The sequence below is a fragment of the Emticicia sp. genome, assembly GCF_043780375.1.
Taxonomy (GTDB): domain Bacteria; phylum Bacteroidota; class Bacteroidia; order Cytophagales; family Spirosomataceae; genus Emticicia.
On sequence record NZ_JAYWCU010000093.1, the window covers coordinates 1 to 22,039 of the forward strand.

At 35.5% G+C, this 22,039-nt stretch carries 20 protein-coding genes; 7 read left to right on the forward strand and 13 right to left on the reverse strand.

The genetic code is table 11. From position 1 onward, the window contains the following. The 3 genes from ACH2CJ_RS06855 to ACH2CJ_RS06865 all read left to right on the forward strand — a co-directional run. On the forward strand, positions 1-480 hold a 480-nt coding region (locus tag ACH2CJ_RS06855; RefSeq protein WP_394991526.1), incomplete at its 5' end, for an ATP-dependent Clp protease proteolytic subunit. A gap of 106 nt (positions 481-586) precedes the next feature. Next, entirely contained in the window at positions 587-1,252 is a 666-nt protein-coding gene (gene rpe / locus ACH2CJ_RS06860) for a ribulose-phosphate 3-epimerase (protein WP_394991528.1), read from the forward strand. A gap of 3 nt (positions 1,253-1,255) precedes the next feature. After that, positions 1,256-2,875 (forward strand): glycosyltransferase family 39 protein, encoded by a 1,620-nt coding sequence (locus tag ACH2CJ_RS06865; protein ID WP_394991530.1) that lies wholly within the window; start codon positions 1,256-1,258, stop codon positions 2,873-2,875. A gap of 183 nt (positions 2,876-3,058) precedes the next feature. On the opposite strand, the gene ACH2CJ_RS06870 is transcribed toward ACH2CJ_RS06865, so the two are convergent. Both ACH2CJ_RS06870 and ACH2CJ_RS06875 read right to left on the reverse strand, forming a co-directional pair. Then, on the reverse strand, positions 3,059-5,281 hold the full coding sequence (locus tag ACH2CJ_RS06870) for a fibronectin type III domain-containing protein (protein WP_394991532.1): 2,223 nt from the start codon (positions 5,279-5,281) through the stop codon (positions 3,059-3,061). Between the two features lie 231 nt (positions 5,282-5,512). Continuing rightward, entirely contained in the window at positions 5,513-5,878 is a 366-nt protein-coding gene (locus ACH2CJ_RS06875; RefSeq protein ID WP_394991534.1) for a Rid family detoxifying hydrolase, read from the reverse strand. Between the two features lie 135 nt (positions 5,879-6,013). Between ACH2CJ_RS06875 and ACH2CJ_RS06880 the strand changes: the two genes are divergently transcribed. Continuing rightward, positions 6,014-6,682, forward strand: coding sequence for a TIGR04282 family arsenosugar biosynthesis glycosyltransferase (locus tag ACH2CJ_RS06880; RefSeq protein WP_394991536.1), 669 nt, complete (start codon positions 6,014-6,016; stop codon positions 6,680-6,682). 3 nt (positions 6,683-6,685) lie between these two features. Here ACH2CJ_RS06880 and coaE read toward each other — a convergent pair whose 3' ends face one another. The 8 genes from coaE to ACH2CJ_RS06920 all read right to left on the reverse strand — a co-directional run bounded on the left by coaE (position 6,686) and on the right by ACH2CJ_RS06920 (position 15,344). Further along, entirely contained in the window at positions 6,686-7,315 is a 630-nt protein-coding gene (gene coaE, locus ACH2CJ_RS06885) for a dephospho-CoA kinase (protein WP_394991537.1), read from the reverse strand. Continuing rightward, the gene (locus ACH2CJ_RS06890; protein WP_394991538.1) at positions 7,312-8,292 is read right to left on the reverse strand and encodes a glycosyltransferase family 2 protein; all 981 of its coding nucleotides are present in this window, start codon (positions 8,290-8,292) and stop codon (positions 7,312-7,314) included. Before ACH2CJ_RS06890 ends, coaE begins: the two co-directional genes overlap by 4 nt. A 3-nt stretch (positions 8,293-8,295) precedes the next feature. Continuing rightward, positions 8,296-8,640: a YbaB/EbfC family nucleoid-associated protein gene (locus ACH2CJ_RS06895; RefSeq protein ID WP_394991540.1), complete on the reverse strand. Its 345-nt coding sequence runs from the start codon at positions 8,638-8,640 to the stop codon at positions 8,296-8,298. A gap of 189 nt (positions 8,641-8,829) precedes the next feature. Continuing rightward, the gene (locus tag ACH2CJ_RS06900) at positions 8,830-10,878 is read right to left on the reverse strand and encodes a gliding motility-associated C-terminal domain-containing protein (RefSeq protein WP_394991542.1); all 2,049 of its coding nucleotides are present in this window, start codon (positions 10,876-10,878) and stop codon (positions 8,830-8,832) included. A gap of 350 nt (positions 10,879-11,228) precedes the next feature. Beyond that, entirely contained in the window at positions 11,229-11,921 is a 693-nt protein-coding gene (locus ACH2CJ_RS06905) for a DUF3291 domain-containing protein (RefSeq protein ID WP_394991544.1), read from the reverse strand. A 40-nt stretch (positions 11,922-11,961) separates the two neighbouring features. Continuing rightward, complete coding sequence (locus ACH2CJ_RS06910) at positions 11,962-12,726, reverse strand: methyltransferase domain-containing protein (protein WP_394991546.1); 765 nt, start codon at positions 12,724-12,726, stop codon at positions 11,962-11,964. After that, positions 12,723-13,817 carry a type III polyketide synthase gene (locus ACH2CJ_RS06915; protein ID WP_394991548.1) on the reverse strand — a complete coding sequence of 365 codons (1,095 nt, stop codon included), beginning with the start codon at positions 13,815-13,817 and terminating at the stop codon, positions 12,723-12,725. The genes ACH2CJ_RS06910 and ACH2CJ_RS06915 overlap by 4 nt, the downstream gene beginning before the upstream one ends. Before the next feature lie 441 nt (positions 13,818-14,258). Beyond that, complete coding sequence (locus ACH2CJ_RS06920) at positions 14,259-15,344, reverse strand: o-succinylbenzoate synthase (RefSeq protein WP_394991551.1); 1,086 nt, start codon at positions 15,342-15,344, stop codon at positions 14,259-14,261. A gap of 102 nt (positions 15,345-15,446) precedes the next feature. Here ACH2CJ_RS06920 and lpxK point away from each other — a divergent pair, with 102 nt between their 5' ends. The 3 genes from lpxK to queG are packed head-to-tail and all read left to right on the forward strand — an operon-like array spanning position 15,447 to position 18,559. Beyond that, on the forward strand, positions 15,447-16,520 hold the full coding sequence (lpxK, locus tag ACH2CJ_RS06925; RefSeq protein ID WP_394991553.1) for a tetraacyldisaccharide 4'-kinase: 1,074 nt from the start codon (positions 15,447-15,449) through the stop codon (positions 16,518-16,520). Further along, complete coding sequence (locus ACH2CJ_RS06930; protein ID WP_394991555.1) at positions 16,517-17,605, forward strand: Tudor-knot domain-containing protein; 1,089 nt, start codon at positions 16,517-16,519, stop codon at positions 17,603-17,605. The genes lpxK and ACH2CJ_RS06930 overlap by 4 nt, the downstream gene beginning before the upstream one ends. Positions 17,606-17,614: 9 nt before the next feature. After that, on the forward strand, positions 17,615-18,559 hold the full coding sequence (gene queG / locus ACH2CJ_RS06935) for a tRNA epoxyqueuosine(34) reductase QueG (RefSeq protein WP_394991556.1): 945 nt from the start codon (positions 17,615-17,617) through the stop codon (positions 18,557-18,559). A gap of 8 nt (positions 18,560-18,567) precedes the next feature. Here queG and ACH2CJ_RS06940 read toward each other — a convergent pair whose 3' ends face one another. The 3 genes from ACH2CJ_RS06940 to ACH2CJ_RS06950 all read right to left on the reverse strand — a co-directional run bounded on the left by ACH2CJ_RS06940 (position 18,568) and on the right by ACH2CJ_RS06950 (position 21,878). Then, positions 18,568-19,230, reverse strand: a complete 663-nt coding sequence (locus ACH2CJ_RS06940) for a 4'-phosphopantetheinyl transferase family protein (RefSeq protein ID WP_394991558.1) — start codon at positions 19,228-19,230, stop codon at positions 18,568-18,570. A 33-nt stretch (positions 19,231-19,263) separates the two neighbouring features. Next, positions 19,264-19,956 (reverse strand): response regulator transcription factor, encoded by a 693-nt coding sequence (locus ACH2CJ_RS06945; protein WP_394991559.1) that lies wholly within the window; start codon positions 19,954-19,956, stop codon positions 19,264-19,266. A 215-nt stretch (positions 19,957-20,171) separates the two neighbouring features. After that, on the reverse strand, positions 20,172-21,878 hold the full coding sequence (locus ACH2CJ_RS06950; protein ID WP_394991561.1) for a sodium:solute symporter: 1,707 nt from the start codon (positions 21,876-21,878) through the stop codon (positions 20,172-20,174). Between the last annotated feature and the right edge of the window lie 161 nt (positions 21,879-22,039).

The following is a 22,039-nucleotide window of genomic DNA, read 5'->3' on the forward strand; positions in this document are numbered from 1 at the left end:
GTTGATGATTATGTAGCCAATGTAGTGGTTGCACAATTGCTTTTTTTGGAGTCGGTTGATGCAAAAAAAGATGTTTTGATGTACATTAACAGTCCTGGAGGCTCGGTTTATGCAGGTATGGGAATGTACGACACAATGCATTATGTACGTCCAGACGTGGCAACAATTTGTACTTCATTGGCGGCTTCGATGGGAGCAGTTTTATTGGCAGGTGGAGCAGCCGGTAAGCGTTCGGCATTGCCACACGCACGTGTGATGATTCATCAACCAAGCGGTGGAACTCAAGGACAATCGCGTGATATGGAAATTACAGTGAAGGAAATTATTAAATTACGCTATGAATTGTACGAAATTTTGGCAAATCATACTGGTAAAACGATAGAAGAAATCGAAAGAGATTCTGACCGTGATTATTGGATGAAAGCTGAAGAAGCTAAGGCTTATGGTTTGATTGATGAGGTTTTATATCGCGATAAGTAAATTTAGTCGGTATTTTTTATTTCAAAAATGCTTGTGTATCTGATGCACAGGCTTTTTTGTTTTTATACTGTCCAATAAAGCATTAACTTTGTGAAAAACTATTAATATGAGTTCACTTTCAAATGGAGCTATTATTGCTCCATCAGTTTTAGCTGCTGATTTTGCAAATCTTCAACGAGATTGCGAAATGCTTAATGCTTCTCAAGCGGATTGGTTTCACATCGATATCATGGATGGGGTTTTTGTGCCGAATATCTCGTTCGGAATGCCCGTTTTAGAAGCAATTCAACGTCATGCTAAAAAACCACTTGATGTACATTTAATGATTGTTCAACCCGAAAGATATTTAGAAACTTTCAAAAAATTAGGAGCAGAAATTATCACCGTTCATTATGAGGCTTGCCCACATTTACATCGAACGATTCAGCAAATAAAAGATTTAGGTTGTAAAGCGGGTGTTGCCTTGAATCCACATACGCCTGTCAATGTGCTGGAAGACATTATACAGGATATAGATATGGTACTGGTAATGTCAGTAAATCCAGGTTTTGGTGGACAAAAGTTTATTGAACATACTTATGAAAAAATCAGAAAAATTCGTCAATTGGTTGATAGTAAAGGGTTTAATACTTTGATTGAAATTGATGGGGGCATAAATCAAAAAAATGCTAAACAATTAATTGAAGCGGGTGCAAATGTGCTCGTAGCAGGAAATTTTGTATTTAGCTCAGAAAATCCGACTCAAACTATTCAAGATTTAAAAAATATTTAATTGATGCTTTTTCAACAATACTTCAGGAATAATTCAAAACTAATTCTCTTCGGAATTTTGTTATTAGCTTTTGGATTGAGGTTCTATAAAATAGAAGAACATGGGCTTGCAGGTGATGAAAAATACTCTTTATTTGTGAGCCAATTTGTAACTTATGAAGGTAATAATCAGCATGATTCTGTCCGTAAACCGAATGATAAATATTTCACCCCCAAAGAATTTTGGTCTAAAAAATCGCTTCCCGACTTCTTTGATTCTATTGCCAGATTAGATACTGGTAATGGGGCCTTATATACTTATTCACTACATTTTTGGACAAAACTTTTTGGGCTATCAGATAGGAGTTTACGAATGCCTTCTTTATTGTTTAACTTGCTGACTATCAGCTTGTTATACATTTTTATTAAAAAACATTTCCGTTCCGAAAACTTAGCTTTATTGGCTTCATTTTTAGCAGCAATTTCGCCGTTCTACATTGCTTATTCGCAAGTAGCTCGTAACTATTGCATGAATATGTTTTTGACATTATTGGCTACGCATTTATTGTTAAAAATCATTGAAAGCGAAGAAAGAAATCAAAAACCATTTTTGGCTTATATCTCGTATGGACTCTGTGTATTGGCATGTGAAATGTGCCATTTTTCTACCTTCCCATTATTTTTGATTCATGGAGTTTTTGTATTAATGTATTTTCGAAAAACCAGGGGTTATATTGGTTTATCTTTGGCGATGCTGATTCCGCTTGTTGGAGTAAGTTTATGGCTCAAATCAGATGGTGGAGTATGGGTTTTTGATTACATCAAAAACAGCGTTAAAGTCTATAATGACATGGCTCGCACACGTCCTGATGAATATTTGAGTTTAGTAAGTGTAAAGAGTGTTTTTAAACAACTTAGGCACGTCATTTCTGCCATGTTTTTGCTCATTGATGGTTTTCCTACTTCATTTATTTTAATGAAAAAAATGTATGTGTTAGTTGTTTTTACCTCATTTATTTCATTTTATTTATTTATTCAAAACACATTAAACTTAGTAGATAAACAACAACAAAAAATTCGAGTTTTGGTAATTTTGTTATCTTTTCTTCCAATCATATCATTAATTGTTTTTGCCTATCAAGATGGTAATACGTTCAGAATTATGCCACGCTACATTGCCTATTCTTATGTTTTTAATTTAATACTTATTTCATTAATAATCAAAGACTTATGGAGTAAAAATGCTTGGATAAAATACCCAATTTTCATTGTTTTTGGAGTTCAATTTCTAACCGTTACTAATTTTATTTATCAGATTTGGAATGATAATCCACCACGTTATTTCATGAGCTTTCCACAGCCGAGGAAGAATAATCCATACCAATTTGCAGCAGAGAAAATTCAACATGAATATGCCAAAGGAGATACCATTATTTACCCCTCAATCTTTGTCACAAAAGAAGGTGGCATAGATATGCCAAATTACTCCGTTGTAGATGCTCAATTGACGAACTTTTATTTGCCAAAAAACTCCGGAATTATAGGGCGAGTAAACCCTTATGAGCCAAATGAAATTATATTGAAGAAAGCTAACGGCGAGGAAAAGCTGATTTTTGAGTTTGAAGGTACGAAATATAGATATTAGTGTTATGAGGTCGTTTAAGGTTTTTTTACTAGTAAAAAATAATACTTTTTTGAACGAACAGTAAGTTAAAAAGGTGAATTTTAAGCTCAAAAGTATTATAATGGAAAGAAGTTTTACATCAGAATACAAAACAAAAGAGGTCTTGCATTTGCAAGACCTCTTTTGTTTTGTATTAGTAGCAGATTAGTATTTATACACACGCTTTGTTATTTGTTGCGTTGCTGTACGAAGACTAATTGTATATGTGCCTTCTGAAAAATTACTCAAATCAAAACGATATTCAGATTGATTGGTTGTCAAAACAGTTCTTGAAACCTCTCTATTCATTCTATCAGTGATAGTAATTATACCTGACTCATTCTGTATGTTTTCAGAAAGTGTAATTTTTACACCGTCAGCAGTCGGATTAGGATATACTTGGAACACATTATCAGTTACCAACTCAATTGATGCTGACACTTTCGCAGGAGTTGTGATTTCTACTACGTTTGAGTAATCTGAATTGCCTTTAACGTTGGTAGCTCTAACACGGTAGAAGTACTTGGTTTTCTCTTTAACAGTCTTATCTGAATAAGCTACTTGGTTGCGAGCCGTTGTTCCAATTTTAGCAAATGTTTTACCATCATCAGAGCGTTCTACATCAAATGCCGATTCTTTATTAGAGTCATCACCCCATTTCAGTGCTACTTCTGCTGCAGTTGCAGTTGCTTTTAAGCCATAAGGAGCATTGGGTGCAACAGTAACAACTGTTGTAAGTTTAGATGTAGCTGAATATTTAGAATCACCAAACTTGTTTGATGCCTTTATTCTGTAAAAGTAAGTTACACCTTCTTCGATGGGAATACTGGTGGCGGCTACTATATTAGAGTCTAAATCTGCTTTTAAAACACCAGATGCAAAAGTGCTATCCATTGATCTTTCTAACGCAAAACTCCACTCATCGTTTGAATTATCTTTCCAAGTTGCTTTCACAATCGTGTTTCCAAGAGCATCATTAGCCAATACTGTTGCTAAATCTGATGGTGCGAACGGTGGTCCAAGGGTTGTTGCTTCTGCAACATTTGAAAACGGTGATTGTCCTTGAAAATTAACCGAGAAAATCTTGTACCAATATTTTATTTTTGGAGAACCTGTTTTATCAGAATAAGTTGCTTCGTAGTCTCCTATGGTAGCAAGTCTAATAAATCCATCAGTACCACTAATCGAAGAACGATAAATTTCTTGTGCAATTCTATTATTCGTTACACCATCTTGTACTCCAAGATTCCAAGCTAAATCAATCTGAGTTGTTGAGATGGTTTTAGCTGTAAGGTTAAACGAAGGATTTGGAGCAACACGTTTCAATGTTGTTGCAATTGCTATATTTGAGTATCCGCTACTTCCACCAGTATTTGATGCTTTTACTCGGAAGAAATATCTTTGACCTTCCTGTAAACCTGTAACTGTAAAGCCTGGGTCATTAGGAGGAATAGTACCAGCAACAGTCCAACTGTTATTGTCAACAGAGAATTCTATAGTAAATGATTCAGCATTGGAAGCATTATTTCTCCAAAATAATTTAATAGAGTTTAACCCTAAGCCATTAGCTTGTACTCCTAAGTCGCTCGGTGCAATTGGTGGATCTTTAGGTGTTGTAGCTATCTCGGTGGTAGTATGTCCAATACTATAACCAGTACCATTTATTGCCCATACACGGTAAGAATATCTACCCGTAGGGAAAACCGTATTATCAACGTAAGAACGATTACCAGTTCCTGCAACACCATTAACAAATACTAAAGGTGTAAAAGTACCACCATCGATTGCTCTTAGAATTTCAAAACTTGTCTCAGTATTCGAATTATCTGTCCAATTAACAGTAATTGACCTCTGAACCACATTTGACAAGAACGCACCAGTTGGAGATTCTGGACGAAGCGGTGGTAATGGATTTGTTGAAACCATAATTACATTACTCCAGCATGATACCGTTTTACCAGCAGGTGCAGGATTAGTTGGGGTATTTGGGTCACTATAAGTACAAGTTGGAGTAGAACCATCGGTTGGCTTAATAGCTCTTACTGCAATATAGTAGGTTGTTAGAGGTAGTAAACCTGGTAATGGAAAAGTGCCAATACCATTACTGGCAACACCAGTAAAAGTGTTTTGATAGCCTGTAGGAAGAGTAGAATATGCAACTTCATACTCCGTTTCGTCAATCGAATTATCAACCCAATTCAGATTGATTCGGGTGCCTGAACCACCAACAGCTAAGCCACTTAAACCAGTCGGACTATTTGGTGGGATTACTACCGATGTCTCAAAATTTCGAGCGGTGGTGTTTGTTGATTTACTTCCATCTGTTGCCTCAACATTCCAAAATGCGGTCATCAACAAAAATAGGGATAGAAAATAATTTTTTCTCATAGCTAAACTATCAGTTTTAGTTATTAATATTGGGAGGGAAACTTGTTTTTTGTAAATATATAAGTTTTTATTTATTATAGTCGCATACTTACCTATGAAAATTATTTTACGGTAAAAATTTATTAAATCAATCTTGTTTTTACTTACTCAAAAGCCTTGATAGTCAAGATAATGCGATAAGTTTTTAGGAAATATAAGAATTTTTAAGTTTTGTTCGACTTTAAATTATTATTATTTAACTGCAATAACAGAAATTTCAATGTTTACATCTTTTGGTAAACGAGCTACTTGTACGGTTTCACGAGCGGGTGGAGCAGCCGAAAAATAACTACCATAAACCTCGTTGACTAAACCAAAATCATCCATGTTTTTCAAGAAGATACTTGTTTTTACAATATTAGTGTAGTCCATGTCTGCTTCCGAAAGAATATTGCCGATATTTTCCATAATTTTACGAGCTTCGGCTTTTAAATCACCAGCAGTAGATAATTCAATGGCAATTTGTCCAGAAATGTAAAGTGTATTTCCAGCTAAAACGGCTTGGCTATAGGGGCCGATAGGAGCGGGGGCATTTTCAGAAAAAATAATTTGTTTCATGTATTTTTGTTATAATGTAATGAATTTTATAGAAAAAAAAGACTGTATTTCTCTTTAATTTCGTATATTGTGAAAACAAAAATCAGAATAAAACAAACAATAAACAATTTTAGAAGAATAAATAATTGATAATAAATGACTCATCATCAGCAATCAGACAAGCAAATACAGCACACAAAAGTACATAATGCTTTAATTATTTTTATTAAAAATCCACAATTAGGTAAGGTTAAAACTCGTTTAGCTGCCACTATGGGTAATGAAAAAGCTTTAGAAATTTATCATATTTTGATGGCTCACACCCAAAAGATAACTCATAAATTGAACGCCGAAAAATACCTATATTATTCCGATTTTGTTGATAAAAACGATATTTGGAAGAATGAAGTTTATCACAAAGCAGTGCAACATGAAGGGCAAGATTTAGGTTTGAAAATGGCTTCCGCATTTCGAGATTCTTTGATTGAAAATCATCAGAAAGTGCTTGTTATTGGGAGTGATTGTTTGGAACTTACAGATGAAATTATTAATAAAGCCTATTCAGAGTTAAGTGATAATGAGGTGGTTGTAGGGCCGGCTTTTGATGGTGGATATTATTTAATAGGTTTTAATTTTCACATGATAGGCGAGAGTTGTGGAGAGGTACTGAGGCAAATTTTTATTGATAAACAATGGAGTCATGGCGATGTTTGCAATGAAGCTATCAAGACTTGTGAAGATTTAAAGTTGAAATTTACCAAACTCCAAACTCTTACTGATGTTGATGAAGAAAAAGATTTTTTTAAAAGTATTTCGTTGGTTTGAAATTTATTGCTGAAAAATTTGATGAAGGGCTAAAACCTGCGATATTAAAAGTTGCTTCTCGTTATTAACTATTTGATAATCAGCTATTTGCTGAAACTCTTGTTCAGTTTTTTGTCTCGAAATTATATCCTGAATTTCTTCTTTAGTTCGCTGAGGATCTCGTTTTTTTATTCTTGCAATTCGTAAGTCTAAAGGAGATGTTACGACTATGAGTTTATCTAAATCGTTGCCATTTCCTGCGGCATTGGTCAATGCTGCTTCACGTAAAATATATGGGTGATTTTGATGTTGATTGAGCCAAAGTTTAGTGTCGTCAAAAACACGTGGATGAATCAAACTATTGAGTATTTTTAGTAATGCAGGATTATCAAAAACTTGACTGGCTACCCATTTTCTATTGTACTGTCCGTCGCTATTATAAGCCTCTCGACCAAGTAACTCTTTTATTTCTTTTCTAAGTTGTAAGTCATTGTTAGTAAGCCATTTAGCTCGTTCATCTGCATAATATACTGGAACACCTAAAACCTCAAAAATCTTACAAATAATACTTTTACCAGAACCAATTCCGCCAGTGATTCCGATAACGCTCACAACTCCTGGAGGGGATTTTTTTTGAAAGCTTTCTGTTTTCATAAAATATCTCTTTTTCTTTTAACAAAATATTCCCAAACAATACTTTTTTGATAGATATGACTAACTGTTTTGGGAGAATTTCTCTTTAATTTCGGAATCATGGCATAGAAGGCAAAATGAGCTTTGATAACTGCCCAAAAGTCTGAAAAAGAACCACCAATTAATAATTTTATGCCCGAAATTCCATCCAAAATTAATCTTAGTAAAAGGGTAGAAACTAATTTATTTGCTGGCAGATTTTTATAAAGCATTGACAAGCCATTGCGGTAATTGAGAAAAGTTTTACGAGGATTTGATTTGTGTAAAGTTCCTCCTCCTACATGAAAAACCACTGAATTGGAGCAATAGAAAATTCGTTTTCCTGCATTTTTCATTCGCCAGCATAAGTCTATTTCCTCCATGTGAGCAAAGAAATTTGTATCAAATCCGCCCAGTGAATGAAAAACATCTGCCCTCACAAACATACAAGCACCAGTTGCCCAAAAAACTTCTTTGGTATCATTATATTGCCCTAAATCTTCCTCATAAAAATCAAAAATTCGACCTCTACAAAATGGGTAGCCAAGCCAATCAATGTAGCCACCTGCTGCACCAGCATACTCAAAATGCGTTTTTTGATGAAAACTTCTGATTTTTGGTTGACAAGCAGCAATCAATTTATTTGCTGACATTAAGTCAATAATTGGGCGAATCCAATTGGGTGTTACTTCTACGTCGGAATTTAATAAAACGTAATATTCTGCAGAGACTTGATTTAAAGTTTCATTGTACCCACCTGCAAATCCTTGATTATCAGTCAATTGTATTAGTCTGATTTCGGGATATGTGCTTTTTAGAAATTCAACTGAATCATCAGTTGAAGCATTGTCTGCAACAATTATTTCACAGCCATCAGCATTATTTATAACAGAAGGCAAGAATTTTTCGAGAAAAATTCGTCCGTTATAATTTAAAATAACTACCGCAATGTTTGTCATGAATTATTGCTTAAACATTTTTTCCAAATCCATTCCTGGAATATTTGGCATCATACCTTCAGTAGATTTTTGAAGTTCGTCTTTAGCTCTTTCTTCTACTTTTTCTAAGGCTTTGTTGGTAGCAGCAACGATCAAATCTTGTAAGATTTCACGGTCGCTTGTTTTCATCAAATCTTCGTCAATTTCTATGCTAACCAATTGTTTTTTTCCATTGGCAACTGCTCTTACCATTCCTGCACCAGCTTCTCCTATTTCTGTAATTTTTCCTAAATTTTCTTGCACTTCCTGCATACGAGCTTGCATTTCTTTCATTTTCCCAGCCAACCCAAAAATATCTCCCATGTTCATAACCGTATGATTTTAATTTGAAATACAAATATACAAAAAAAGACAGTCTGTTGAGAACTGCCTTTTATTAATATTTACGATTTAAGATTTACGAATGATGATTTACAGATTTACAGCATAAGTTGCTGATTATCAGAAGTTTATGTCTTTTGAGTGATTTACAAAAGCTTTGTAAATCATAAATCAATATCATCTTATCAAAGTTACCGAGCCGATTTTTTCAAATTTCTGTCCTGCAGGGTCTAAACCATAGACTTTATAGCCGTAATTGCCTGGCGGTGCTGGTGTTAAAGCATCAGCCTCTGTACCGTTCCATCCTGTTTCAAAATCTTTGGTTTCAAAAATTATATTACCCCATCGGTCGTAAATCACTAAGTTAAATTCTACAATAAACCGTCCTTTTGCCATAAATGTATCGTTATTGCTATCATCGTTTGGCGAGAACGCAGTTGGAACATAAATTTGAGCGGGCGTAATAAAAGTATATGTATTTGAATAAACGCTAAAAGGAAAAGGCGTTGGTACTCCACCAATAATAATAGTGGCTTTCTCACGGGCAAGAATTCGGAAGGTAACCTGACCTTTAGCAGCCGGGTCGCTCAATACTTGGTCTATTACATCTTTTACGTTTGATTTATTATCAGGCGTCGTATCCACGGGTTTTACCACAGAACCATTAGCGTCAAGCAACTCCACATAATATTCCACGGGCTGTGCATTTTGTAAAGCGTTAGTAGGGTCTGGAATAATAAATTTCGTCCAATTGAGCGTATTTGCTTCAGCAGAAGTCAGAAACACACTACAAAAAGCTGGTGATTGGTCTGAACTGTTACCACATGCATCTTGGTATTCGATTTTATAACAGTATTGTTGTTTATCTGGCTCAACATTTTTATCATCATAAAAATTGTCTTTTGTTTCTTTCACTTTTGTATAAGTAGATGAACCACCTTCGGCACGATAGAAAACATATTTTGGTGCGGCAAAGCCTGAGGGTTCAAAAAGACTAACCTTAATCACATCTTTAGTAAGTATGGAAACCGTACCTATGCTTCTCGGAGGGAGCTTGCCGCCAGTTGCAGGGTCAACCAATACATTCGGTGATTTTATAATAACTTCATTTGCTCCTAAAAATGCTGTAATGCTAAAATTATATTTTTTGCTACACTCTAAGGCATCAAATATGTAAGTTGTGCCTGTGCTTGGTGTAGGTGCTCCTGTATTTGGATTAGCTCCTGTGGGCGATTCGCTATAACCTACACTATAACGAGTTACATTTGGGGTAGCCGAAAGGTCTGAATCAGGGTTATTCCAATCAATTTTTACTTCTGTTGGCGATAAAACAGTGGCTTTAGGTATAATAGTACAAACTTCGTTAGATAAAGTTTCATTGCCACAACCATCTTTTGTCTGTAAACGAAAACAATATTCTTGCTTTCCATCTAAACCATCAATGGTTTGATTGGCAGATAAACTGCTACTGTTGCGAGTGATTTTCTTGCCAGTATCGACCCAACTGCCGCCTTTTGGTTTTTGTTGAATGCTATATTCTTTGCCATCTGAACCTTCTTTAAGCGTAATTTTATTGCTTGCACCACCATTCAAGCCCTCAAGTTCACTGATACGAGGTTTACTATTAAGACCAACAGAGAAAGAATAAGGCTGACTTGGACATAAACTAATGTTGTTTGTAGCACCTCTAGTATAAAAAGCTACTATTTGAGGGTCTGTAGTAGGTGTAGCAGCATAAGTATGTTGCATTTCATGAGGCCAACTAGTAACTTGTGCCGAAAAATCCTGACTGCCATCTCCCCAAACAATTCTATATTTACCTTGTTTTTTGTTTTTTGGTGTATCTAAAAACTTAACACTTACGCTTTTATCGCCACAAGAGGAGATTACAATATCAGGCTTTTCAGATTCAATTACTTCGAATACTTTGCAAGTGATGTAGGCGGTTCCACTACCATCATTACCTCCCTGCATTACCCAATAGGTTCCTGGTAATGAAAATGTACTCTGATTCGCAGTAGGAAATGTATTAATATTATCCCCATCTTTAAAATTAAAAATATATCCTGCAATGCTCAGAGTGGCTACCCCTGCTGGAGGTAATGGATTCGTTGCATATGTTGTCGCAGATTTATTAGTAAAATCTAAGCAGCCAAATTCTGGAGATATTGTAAAATCACCTCCAACTTGAATCCCGCTGCCAGGAGTCTTACATTTAGCAGGCATAGCTATTTGCTGCCCAAAAGAAAGGTTAGAGAGACATAAAGCCACTAACCCCAATAAAAAAGATTTGATACGGTACATACAAGTAATCATTTCATGTGTTCAGTCACTCACTGAATTAGAGCAAATATCATGCCCGATGAGTTGGGTATTGGTCATCTAACGTATGTATAGTATAGATTATTCAGTAAAATTTATAAAATATTACGAGAAATGCAAATAGAAGAGGATAATATTTTTTTCTATCTTATTGATAGTCAATGACTTGTACTAATTTTAAAAGAAAATATTAATTTGGCTTGAAAATTGCTTAGATGAAAATTCTAATTTTGAAGCTTATTATATTTATTTCTTTAAGAATTTACCTCATAAGGATTTACCTTTCGAATAGTTCCAAAGGTTTCGATTGGGATAAACCGAGCAAAAAGCTCTTCTGAATACCAATTTTCTGAATGAGTTTTCTTTATCACTTCATGCTCACGTTGGCGATAAGCAAATTTTTTAACATCATCTAAACTTTTCCAAACCGAAAAAGTAGCTTGCCGCACAAACGGAGCTTCACCAATACCTACCGAAGTAATGAATCCTTCGGCGTGGTTCATAGTAGCTGCAACAAGTGGTACATTTTTCCAAAAGTTTGATAATTTAGAAAATCTAATGGTTGCTCTTGTTAATACTGCAATTGTGCCAGTATAATTTTTGTCAGATGTAGGCTTACCAAAAGGTTCTTTCCCGTTCCATTTTCCATGAGATTCATAGGGAATGCAAAGCATCGTCCACTGCTCAGAAGTAAATAATCGCCACCATTTCCAGACAAATGAGTTTTTTTGAAAATTTTCAAAATCATGCTTATCATTCCAGACGGCAATCAATCCCCATTGTTGCCAGTCAGGGTTCATATCAAAGGTGCCATTTTTTCCACAACCTAATAGTTTCCAAAAAGTGCTTTTACTGAAAAATAAAGGCAAACGCAAAATAGCCATTGATATAAAAGCAACGGGAATCAAATATTTGGGATAACGAACAATGGTGAGCGAAACAATCATTATTGGAATTTGCGATTTACGAATATTAATGTCATTGTGCTTAATTTTCCACTAAAATCAGCCAGCGAAACGCCCATTTCCATTTGATTTTGTAATGTTTTATTTCTGCTTTTTCTAATAAAATTTTCCATTCATTTCTTGTAAAACCTCTCAAAACTGACAATGGAGCATCATTTTTGACTAAGTATGATTTTGAAAATAGTTGCGTAAGCCATTTGATTGAATAATAAGCAAGCGGATGTCGATGCAAATCGGCAATAATAAAGCCAACTTGGGCATTTTGGTGCATCCATCGCAACATTTCTATGAGTGCTTCATCTCGAAAATGATGGCAAAAAAGCGAATTAAAAATGATATGTGGCTTGCCATTAGGAAATGTAACAAGCTGATAATCAGCAATTTGGTAGTTTATTTGAACAGAGTTTAAGTTATAGCTTTCGGCAAATCTTACACAGTCTTCTTTTAAATCAACCCCACCAAGTTGGTGTGGGATATGCTTGTGATTTAAATATTTTCCTATTGCTCGTAGATTATCACCGCCACCGCTACCAATTTCATAAATAACAATATTTTCAGAAATATTTGAAATATTAGCATGTTTGGAATTTATAGTTAAAATTTTATTTTCAATATTTATTTTTAATACTGAATTTATAAAATATTTAATCCCATCTAAAACTACTGAATGTCCACCAAGTGTATGATTGATGAAATCTAATTCTCGTAGGTTTTGGTAAAGGTCTTTAGCTGGAATATCGTCATTATCAAGTAGTTCAGCTTGGTAGGAGCGAGTTTTGAAGGTCATTTTTCTAAGATTACGCTTTCCATCGTGATACCTGGCCCGAAAGCAACGGCAAAGATATTGTTCTGTTTGGAATTATGTGAAGTATTACTTTGCATCATCTCTTTCAATACAAACAAAATCGTAGGCGATGACATATTTCCATAATTTTTTAAGACATCATAAGATTTTGCCAAATCATCATGACTTAAACCCAACGAATGTTCGACAGCTTCCAAGATATTTTTACCTCCGGGATGAATAGCCCAATCTGTAATTTTATCAATGCTTAAATTGAGTTGTGCAAGCGAACTTTCGAGCAGATTTTTTATTTCTTCTTTTATCAATTTCGGTACGTGATTGCTAAGAGTCATCAAAAAACCATTGCTTGAAAGTTGCCAAGCCATGTCTTCTTGACCACCAAGAGCAACTTTTGAATAAAACTGCTTAATTTCCAAGCCTTCTACATCTTTTTCAGAGCTTACCAAACACGCCGCCGAACCGTCGGCAAAGAGTGTAGATGAAAGAATTGCATCGACATCATTTGATTTTTGAAAATGTAAAGTACATAATTCGGTACAAACTATTAAAACTTTTGCAGAAGCATCCGAACGACAAAAAGCATCAGCAATTTTGAGTGCATGAAGTGCGGCATAGCAACCCATAAAATTGACCGAAGTACGAATAATATTGGGTGAAAGACTGAGTTTTTTCATCAATAAAATATCCAAACCAGGGGCCGAAATGCCTGTGCAAGTAACGGTGATTAAATGCGTAATGTTTTGAATATCCGAAACGCCGCCCGCAGTATTTTTCAAGCAGTCATTAATTGCATTGACCGATAAATCTACCGCTTGTGAATTAAATAAACTCATTCGTTTTTCGAGCGAGGGAATAATGCAATTATTTCCAAAAAAATCCCATTGACCACGAGTCAGCGAGAAATCAGGAAAGACCGAATAGCGAGTTTCGATGCCGCTTCGTCGATATAAAATTGGAAGTAATCTTCGGTTTTTCTCGTCAGGATTGTTGGCATCAAGCATAAACTGCATAATATCTTCCTGCCGATGTCGGTAAGTTGGTGTGGCGGTGCCGATGGCAGTTATTTTTGGCATGGAAATTTAAGGTAAAATAAACTTAAATCTACGAAATACACTCCGTAAAAACTCTATATACGAAGTTTTTATCTTTTTAGAGGTCTTCATACCGAAGCTACGAAATTTTTATCATCAATTCTAAAACGTGTAACACTCAAAGTATTCAATTTGTTTCCACGGTTCATTTTGTGGTCGTTTCGTACATCTACTTTACCGCCAAAATGATGAAATTTTAAAATGTGGTCTGCAGTAAAATTGAGGGTTTCTTGTAAAAAAACATCGAAACAATGCTCTCTTTTTTGAACTATTTTAGGAGTGTATTGTGTAACAGATGAGTATATTTTAGACTGGATTACTTAAAAAACTAAGTGGAGGTTGCAAAAGTAGCAAAAAAAGAAGTTAATGTACTGTCAAGTGGTTGATAATTAGTGATTTGGGAATAACAGTAAAAATTTAAAGCTATTCAAAAATAGCTAAATCCCAATTTTTTTGAAGGTTATAATGAAGTTTTCCTTCTTTTACTACTAACGGACTTTCGATATTATTATGATACAAAGCTCCAGTTCCAAGCCCTTGCGGAAGTGTATTTTTGTATTCGGCAGAAAATTGTGCAATAGCATTCAACCCAATATTCGATTCGAGTGCCGAAGTGAGCCACCAACCAACATGTAGGCGTGAAGCAATCTCGATCCACTCACGGCAGTGTTGAAGTCCGCCGAGCAAAGTAGGTTTCAAAATAATATATTTTGGCTTTATTTTTTTGAGCAATTGCATCTTCTGCACATAGTCGGTTATGCCAATCAATTCTTCGTCTAAAGCGATGGGTATCGGACTATTTTCGCACAAACCCATCATGGCATCTGTTTGCGTTTGTCTTATGGGTTGTTCGATGCTATGTATTTGATAATCAAATAGTTGTAATAGTTTTTTTTGTGCTTCTTCTGGCGAAAAAGCACCGTTAGCATCAACTCTAAGTGTAATTTTTTCGTTAGAAAAACGATTTCTAATGGAAGATAAAATACTTAATTCTTCATCAAAATTGATAGCACCTATTTTCATTTTGATGGTGTCAAACCCGGCTAAAATTTTCTCTTCAACTTGTTCCATCATAAAGGCCTTACTACCCATCCACACCAACCCATTTATATTAATAGCTTTTTCGCCTTTCACAAAATCATTATCAAAAATTATTCTTTTGCCCCCATTCATGTAATCAATTAGAGCTGTTTCAAAGCCAAATTTAATAGAAGGAAGTCGGTCGTCGATGAGTTGGGAAAGAATAATGTTGATATTCCACTCAAAAACTTCCAAGTCTAAGCCATTGAAAGTATCGCAAGCTCCTTGCAGAATATCTTGATAATTTGGGAAATCATCAATGCTCAAACCGTGTAAAGGGGCAGCTTCTCCCAAACCAAAAATCTTAGGATTTTCGGAATCGAATATTTTCAAGAAATAAGTATCTTTTTCAGTATAAACGCCACGAGAAGTTCCAGCTTCAAACTTAAACTTAAGTGTATGCTTATACATTTTGACTTTCAGACCCATTGAAAAATGCTTAGTTTTGGCAAAAATACAGAAACTTTTGTTTTTTATGCCACAGTTCGACCGATTTCTGTGTTTTTCAGTAAACCCCTCAAATATTGACCTATGAAGTTAGTCTTTTTTTTTATTCTTCGCATCATATTGTACCCGATTATGCTTATAATTAATCTTACAATTTTCGTGCGAAACTGGCTTTATGACAAAAATATATTAAAATCAGTAAGGCCCAAAGTTTTTTGTATCAATGTTGGGAATCTGAATTTGGGCGGCACAGGTAAAACGCCCCACGTAGAATATTTGGTTCGTTTACTCGCTGATAATTACAAAACAAGTATTTTAAGTAGAGGATATAAGCGGAAAACAAAGGGCTTTGTTTGGGCAGATGCAACAGCCACCGCCGAAAGTATTGGCGATGAACCGATGCAGTATTTCTTGAAATTTAAAGATAAAATAAATGTTGTGGTTTGTGAAGATAGAATAGTAGGGGTGAATGAAATTCAAAGACAAATGCCTAATATTGAGACGGAAATTCAATCGATAGTTCTACTTGATGATGCTTTTCAGCATCGAAAAATAGCTCCGCAGCTTAATTTGCTTTTGTGTGATTATAACCGACCATTTTATGAAGATAGTTTAGTGCCTTTTGGAAAGCTACGAGATTTGCGACAAAGTGCCAAACGAGCCAATGCCGTGATTGTAACGAAATGTCCGAAAGACATAAATATTCAGAAACATACAGCTATTATTAATGGTATAAAAAAATATGTTTCGCCCGAAACGCCTATTTTTTTTTCAAGAATTAACTATAAATCAGTCGTTGGATATTTTTCTAAGAACACTTTCAAACCTCAGCAGAAAAGTAATGTTGTAACGGCAATTGCTAAGCCAGAAGTTTTTATAGAATATCTTTCCGAACAAGGTTTCAGCATTAATAATGTGCACAATTTTTCCGACCATTTTTCTTTTACAAGGAAAGAAATGAATGAAATTATAACTGAAACGGCTCAATTCAAGAATGTTTTACAAATAATCACGACCGAAAAAGACATGGTGAAAATCAAGCCCTTGTTGAATGAGGAAGAAATGAAACATTTTTTTTATGTCCCAATCGAAATTGAGTTGGAAGACAAAAAGACTTTTGATGATTTTGTTTACTCAAGTTTAAAAAATTTAGCATGAAAAAACTAACTTTAGTCTCGCTCTTATTGTTGTCAAACTTTTTGACAATTGCTCAAACCAAAACAGGGTTCAACCGAACTTGGGTTTTTATGGTGGGAGTTCTCGAATGGGCCGATGCCAATAGTTTTGCTTCATTTGAGAAAAAAGAACGAGTAGATGCCAAAATCTTGCGGTTTTTTCAGAATAATGGTGTGCCGAGTAATCAAATCAGGTATCTTAAAGACCAACAAGCAACCACAAAATCTGTTAGAGCTACTTTTGCTACATTTTTGAAGCAAGCCCAAAAAGGTGATATGCTGTTTTTTTATTATTGTGGACATGGCTATAAAAACGATGATGACAAAGTTTGTTTTGCCAATTATCAAGGGGCAGATTGGTCGGCAGAAGAAATTGTAGAAACTGTCAATGAAAATTTTGCTGGAAATATGGCTTTTTTCACTGCCGATTGTTGCAATTCGGGTGGATTGGCAAAGGAAGTGCAAAAATATCCCTCACGAGATTATGTAGCCCTCAACTCAGTCGTTCCGACCGATGTCTCTACTGGTAATTGGACATTTTCTAATGCTCTCTTGTATGGCCTTCAAGGAAAAAACTTTGTAGATGCTAATAATAATGGCAGCATTACTTTAGATGAATTATCGAGTTACATTGATGAAGAAATGGCAGTGGTTGAAGGTCAAAAAGCAGCCTTTTTTGTGCCAAAAAGTATGAAAAACTGGGCGATTTCAAGTAATATTCCTTCCAAGAAAAACTCCCGTATTGGTGAGCGAGTGATGGTTGATTATGACGGAGAAGACTATTTGGGTTTTATTGAAAGTGCCGATGCCAATAATAAATTCAATGTGCGATTTTATAGTTATACTAATAACGAAACCGAGTGGTTAGAGGCTTCTCGACTGAAAACTTTTTCGTGTGCAAAAGATTTTCCGATTGGCACAAAAGTAAAAGCACTAAGTGGCGAAGACCAAAAATGGTATTCTGCAAAGGTCATAAAAAAGTTTTCTTGTCTGCACTACGTTCACTACGACGATTATGATAGCCAATGGGATGAATGGATTTCATCTGAAAACATCAAAAAAAAATAAAATGCTGATATGCTGCTAACTTCATTTTCCGAAAAATACGCTCAACTCATCAAATCTAAAGCCTCCGAATTGGGTTTTGATGCTTGTGGTATTTCAAATGCCGATTTTTTGGAAGAAGAAGCTCCACGTTTAGACGCATGGCTTAACCAAAATTATCATGGAAAAATGGGTTATATGGCAAACCATTTCGACAAACGCCTTGACCCCAGAAAATTGGTTGATGGAGCAAAATCGGTCATTACAGTTATACTAAACTATTTTCCTGAGAAACAATTACCCCAAGATGATGAACATTATAAAATCTCAAAGTATGCTTATGGTACAGATTATCACTTTGTGCTGAAAGACAAACTGAAGGATTTGATGACCTATATTTCGGAAGAAATAGGAGAGGTGAATGGAAGAGTATTCGTAGATTCTGCCCCAGTGATGGACAAGGTTTGGGCCAAAAAAAGTGGTATTGGTTGGGTTGGGAAACATACTAATTTGATAACCAGAGAAATTGGAAGTTTCTTTTTTATTGGCGAAATTATCTGCGATTTAGAACTTCAACCCGATGGTGCTATAAAAGATTATTGCGGCACTTGTACTCGTTGCGTAGATGCTTGCCCGACCGATGCAATTACTGAACCTTATGTAGTTGATGGCTCGAAATGTATATCTTATTTTACGATTGAGCTAAAAGAAGCGATTCCTGACGAAGTAAAAGGCAAGTTTGAAAACTGGATTTTTGGTTGTGATATTTGTCAAGATGTATGTCCATGGAATAGTTTTTCTCGACCGAATACTACGCCAGAATTCTCGCAACACCCTGATTTGCAGCAATTTACAAAAAAAGATTGGGAGGAGATTTCAGAAGAAGTTTTTCAAGAAATTTTCAAACGAAGTGCGGTAAAACGTACAAAATTAGAGGGTTTGAAGCGGAATATTGCGTTTGTGAAATCAACTCAATAGATGATTTACTAACCTGCAACTACGAGAACATAACCAGCAATATTTTCTATAAAAATGGTGTATTGTTCATCAATTTCATTGATTTTTAGTCTGCCGATGATTTCGGAATCATCTTTTTGAAAAGGAAAAACGTGTAGATGTTCATGGAAAATAACTTTGCGTTTACCATAAAGTTTGTACAATGCTTCTTTGGCAGACCAATAAATACAAAGTTTTTCTAAGTCGTTATTAGCGGCTGTCATTTCACTTTCTGACAAAAATTTATGGGCAATTTTACGTATTTTTTCGGAAGGCTTTTCCATATCCATTCCCAATGCTTTAGTTGGGTGCATGATTGCCGCCACGAAGTTGGAAGTGTGAGTGAGCGACATTTGCCAAGTTGAACCTACTAAGTAAGGTTTGCCGTGCTCGTCTTTTTTGATTCCGAGGTATTTTATACCAAGAAAATCGGCTAAGAATTTGATAGTTAGGCGACTACAAAAGAACTCAATTTGTTTTTGAGGGTGTTTAATGCTTGCCAATTCGGCATCGGTCAAGATTTCGGAAGGCAACATTGCTTGTAATTCATCATGAGTTTCGGTGATTTGCCAAACTGCTAAATGAATGCCGTCGCTGTATGTCGCCCAAGGGTTCGTTGCCCGTTCGTATTTTTTTTGAAGAATAATGGGCATAATGCGTGAGATTTTTACAATTTATTTCAAAATCTACTCATCTTTCAAAACATAACCCATGCCAGTTTTGGTATGAATGAGTTTTGGCTCAAAGTCTTTGTCTATTTTTTTGCGAAGAAAATTGATATAAACTTCTATCACATTTAAGCTACTTTCGGCGTTATTGCCTTCCCAGATTTTTTCGGCAATCTCAGTTTTTGAAATTACTTTTCCTTTATTTCTAATGAGATATTCGAGTAAAGAAAACTCTTTTGGTGTCAGGTCAATAGTTTTGCCTTGACGAGAAGCCATTTTACTTTCGAGATTTATTTCGAGGTCGGCAATCCGTAGCAGATTGGCATTATTTTCGTTTTCGGCATAAGCACGTTTCAAGAAAACATTTACACGAGCAATGAGTTCACGGTACTCAAAAGGTTTTACGATATAATCATCGGCACCTTTCTCAAAACCAACAATTTTATCGTCGGTTTCACCCAAAGCCGTAAGCATGATAATCGGTATTTGGCTATCTTTTTCTCTAATTTTTGAGCAAACTTCATAACCATTCATTTGTGGAAGATTCACATCCAACAATATCAAATCGAACTTTCCGCTAAGAGCAAACCGAAGTCCAATTTGCCCATCAAAAGCTACTTCTGTTTCAAAACCCTTCTCCGATAAACCTTTTACAAGGTTTTCTGCTAAGCGTTGGTCGTCTTCAATGATGAGTATTCGTTTCTTTTCCATATTTATTTTGTTGAGATACGAGTTTTTATTTCGTATTGGGAGTAGCGAAAGTTTTTAATTTACCCTCTTTTTCAAGGAGGAGTGCCTGACGCAGTCGGCGGGATGGTTTTTGACGTAGAATTAGTTTGAAAAGTATTCAATTTGGAACAAACCACCTCGTCAAAATTCGACTTCGTCAGGATTTTGACACCCATCCTTTTTCCAAGGAGGTGAAATTAATTGCTATGCGTAACCCCTTTTTTTAAACTTTTTTGCAACACCAATGCAATTCCAATCACTAAAAAACATCCAAGTGGATTGAACCAAAGGTAGGCAATCCATTCTTTTTTTAGAATCAATTGCGGAATTCCGATTCCTAAAATTATGCCTTGACTAATAACTGCTGACCAGAAAGTGGCCGTCCCACCAATGTTTTTAAAATAAAAAGCTACTAAAAATACACCTAAAATGATTCCGTAAAACAATGAGCCAAGCACATTGACTACTTCAATCATATTGCCGAGTTTGTTGGCGTATTGTGCAACAAATATACAGAAAAGCCCCCATAAAACTGTCGAAACTTTAGAAGCGTTCAATTCAGCTCTTTCGGTAGGTGTATTTTTTGAGAATTTTCGGTAAACATCAACAACAGTCGTAGCAGCCAAAGAATTATATGCCGAGGCGATAGATCCCATCGAAGCGGCAAATATTACAGCAATCAAAAGCCCAATGAGTCCGTGTGGAAGATGGTCTAAGACAAACCTTAAAAATACAAAATCTCTGTCATTGGTGCTGGCGGCTGGGTCGTTCTTTTTAATTAATTCAACTACTTGACCTTTAATACTTTTTGTAATAGAATCAGATTTGTTTATGCTACTTTTATATATGATAAGTTGCTTATTATCAAGCTGTTCGGAGCTTAAAAGTAGTTTTCTACGCTGTTCGGAAACTTCACTGTATTGTTTCTCTAATGCTTGAAATTGTGGGGCATATTGACTCGAAAGTAGTTTGTCGGTTTCTACTTTATTAAAGAAAATAGGTGAAGCATTGTATTGATAAAATACAAAAACAAGAACTCCAACCAACAAAATTAAAAACTGCATTGGCACTTTTAGTAAGCCATTCATCACCAAGCCGAGGCGACTTTGGGTGATAGACTCACCTGTCAGATAACGCCCCACTTGCGATTGGTCAGTACCAAAATAAGAAAGCTGCAAGAAAAATCCACCGATAAGACCCGACCATAAATTATAGCGGTCATTTGGGTTAAAATCAAGAGAAACGATTTTCATGTGGTTGGCTTTCCCCGCAATTTTCAGGGCTTTTACCAAACCAATATTTTCTGGAAGCAGATTTACTACGATTATTCCTGCCAAAACCATCGCTACCGTAATCACGATCATTTGTTGCAAATGCGTATAAGAAATCGCCTTCGTTCCTCCCACCACCGTATAAGTTAGCACCATGCCGCCCATCAAAATATTTGTCCAGAAAATATCCCAACCAAAAATGGTCGAAATGATGATGGAAGGAGCATAAATAGAGATTCCAGTGGAAAGTCCACGTTGAAGCAGGAATAAAAATGCGGTAAAAACTCTTACTTTTCCATCGAAGCGTTTTTCTAAATATTCGTAAGCGGTATAAACCTTTAAACGATGAAAAATTGGGATAAATGTAACACACAAAACTATCATGGCAAGAGGAAGTCCAAAGTAGAATTGTACAAATTGCATTCCGTTGTCAAAACCTTGTCCAGTAGTAGATAAAAAGGTAATGGCACTCGCTTGTGTTGCCATCACCGAAAGTCCTACATGATACCACGGAAGTGATTGATTACCAAGTAGATATCCGTCAATGTTTTTGTCTTTATGGTTTTTGTAAACACCATAAATGATGATAAAAAGTAGGGTAAAAGTAAGTAAAGTCCAGTCGAGGTTTGTCATGCAAAGTATAGGGTGAGAACATAGAATAGTACAATAAGAAAAAACAATGTGCCAGCTACTAAAGCATATACATTTTGCCAAGCACCGAGGATTGGAGGTTTTTCATCATCTTCGTCTACGGGTATAGTTTTTTTCATAATTATTGTTTTGGGTTATATTTT